Source organism: Clostridium sp. D33t1_170424_F3 (assembly GCF_015667585.1).
Taxonomy (GTDB): domain Bacteria; phylum Bacillota; class Clostridia; order Oscillospirales; family Acutalibacteraceae; genus Anaeromassilibacillus.
This window is the reverse complement of sequence record NZ_JADPEG010000039.1, coordinates 1-1,193: the sequence shown is the minus strand read 5'-3', so window position 1 is coordinate 1,193 and position 1,193 is coordinate 1. Positions and strand designations below refer to the sequence as shown.

The window sequence follows — 1,193 nt, the reverse complement described above, 5'->3', positions numbered from 1 at the left end:
GCTGGCGCGCCGCCTCCTTTTTATCCTTCCGCCAGATTGATAATTGGTACGCCTTTTCTTATACAATAGTCCACTGTGTATTTTGTCCCTCCGGTCACAGTGGTCAAATAGCATATACAGACATCGCTTTGATCTACCATGAAGCGATTTCGTTTGTGCATGCATCCATTATGATAATTCTTCGATACGTAAATACAAGCGTCCGCATGTTTTTCTATATATTCATATAATACAATATCTTCTTCCTTCCATCCCTTTGCCTGATCCTGACAGGGATAACAAAGAACCAGCATAATCTTTGGATTCCGCTTTTTACATTCTAAAACGGTTAATGCAGCCAATGTGTCAAACCCGCGTGCGCCCCCTGCAGAGAAAAGCCGCACCCCTTCATCAATCTGTTTTTGGACTTCTGTACAAAGCCGCGCTTTTATTTTCGGAACCATTTCCACCGGTATATCTCTATGACCGGTAAAACAACAAGATATAGACATTTTATAAATCACCTCACGGCCTATTTTAAGGGAAATACCCTTAAAAGTCAATAAGGGTATTTCCCTTATTACATACTAATTTTGAGGTGATATAAAATGTATAAAAGAATACGTGAGTTAAGAGTAGACAAAGATTTAGGTCAAAAAGAATTAGCCGACTATTTACAGGTACACCAAACAACATATTCGGATTATGAATTAGGAAATGTAAACATTCCAAACGCCGCCTTAGTCAAGCTGGCTGAATATTATGGTACAAGTACCGATTACCTTTTGGAGTTGACGGATGATCCTCGTCCTTATAAACGCAGTAAAAATTTTGGCCAAACGAAAAAATAAGTAATAGTAAAAATGACACAAACAAAACAAGCTGTTGCTAATCGAATCAAAGAGTTATGTGCAGAGAGAAACATCAGTGTAAACGCGATTGCCAACATTTCCGGTATTCCACCAATGTCCGTATATAGCATGTTGAATACCAAAAGCAAGAATCCAGGGATTGTCAATATAAAAAAGCTTTGCGATGGATTTGAAATTACCTTAGGCGAGTTTTTCAGCACACCTGAGTTTGACGCATTGGAACAGGAAATAAAGTAACTGTTAAGTGGGGAAAACTGTGCTGCATTTTTAAGCCAGACGGAAAAACTTATTGCACAAACAACTGTGAAGAACCATAGAAGGAGGCGGCGCTTGTGCGCCGCC

Annotated in this window: 3 protein-coding genes; 1 reads left to right on the top strand and 2 read right to left on the bottom strand. The window is 39.4% G+C overall.

Going from position 1 to position 1,193, the window contains the following annotated elements:
• Positions 1 to 20: 20 nt before the first annotated feature.
• Positions 21 to 542, bottom strand: coding sequence for an SLOG family protein (locus tag I4V53_RS13840; protein ID WP_286167170.1), 522 nt, complete (start codon positions 540 to 542; stop codon positions 21 to 23).
• Positions 543 to 587: 45 nt separating this feature from the next.
• Here I4V53_RS13840 and I4V53_RS13835 point away from each other — a divergent pair, with 45 nt between their 5' ends.
• Positions 588 to 830 (top strand): helix-turn-helix domain-containing protein, encoded by a 243-nt coding sequence (locus I4V53_RS13835; RefSeq protein ID WP_195986278.1) that lies wholly within the window; start codon positions 588 to 590, stop codon positions 828 to 830.
• Here I4V53_RS13835 and I4V53_RS14285 read toward each other — a convergent pair.
• On the bottom strand, positions 791 to 1,193 hold a 403-nt coding region (locus tag I4V53_RS14285), incomplete at its 5' end, for a hypothetical protein (protein WP_502709373.1). The two genes, I4V53_RS13835 and I4V53_RS14285, sit on opposite strands and share 40 nt — an antisense overlap.

What these genes read in the sequence shown, in the direction of transcription:
- I4V53_RS13835 (WP_195986278.1), top strand. Translation starts at nt 588, where the DNA reads ATGTATAAAAGAATACGTGAGTTAAGAGTAGACAAAGATTTAGGTCAA.